Here is a 533-nt window from a genome sequence, read left to right on the forward strand (position 1 = left end):
CGCCCGTCCCGCCGTGCGGTCCCGCGCCCGTCCCGCCGTGCGGTCCCGCGCCCGTCCCGCCGTGCGGTCCCGCGCCCGTCCCGCCGTGCGGTCCCGCGCCCGTCCCGCCGTGCGGTCCCGCGCCCGTCCCGCCATGCGGTCCCGCGCCCGACGCGCCCTGCGGTCCCGCGCCCGTCCCGCCGCGCGGGTCTGTGTCCGGGCCGCACAGGGTTGCTGCGGTTCGGAGGAGGATTGCCGGGCGGTGGGGGCTGGTCGGGGGGCAGGCCGCGGCGATGCGCAGCAGTTCGTCGACGGCCGTCCGCTCCGCGGCGGTGTCCCGCGCTGCGCGTGCCCGTCCCAGGGCGTGCCAGGCCAGTTCCGTGCGGACGGCGGGCAGCCGCGGATGGCCGGGCGGCAGCTCGCGGCGCGCCGTGTCCAGGTCCTCCAGGGCGCCGGTCGCGGAGCCCTCCGCGTCCCGGCGGCGCGTCCCGGCGAGCAGCAGCCGCGCCGTGCCCAGGCCGGCCAGCAGCTCCGCCCGGAACGGTGCCCACGGC

General features: G+C 82.4%; 1 pseudogene. It reads right to left on the reverse strand.

Features of this window, described 5'->3' with window-relative positions:
- Positions 1–533 (reverse strand): annotated as a pseudogene (locus tag GTW67_RS37565) (hypothetical protein); the annotation flags it as partial.

This window comes from Streptomyces sp. SID5910 (genome assembly GCF_009862125.1).
Classification (GTDB): Bacteria; Actinomycetota; Actinomycetes; order Streptomycetales; family Streptomycetaceae; genus Streptomyces.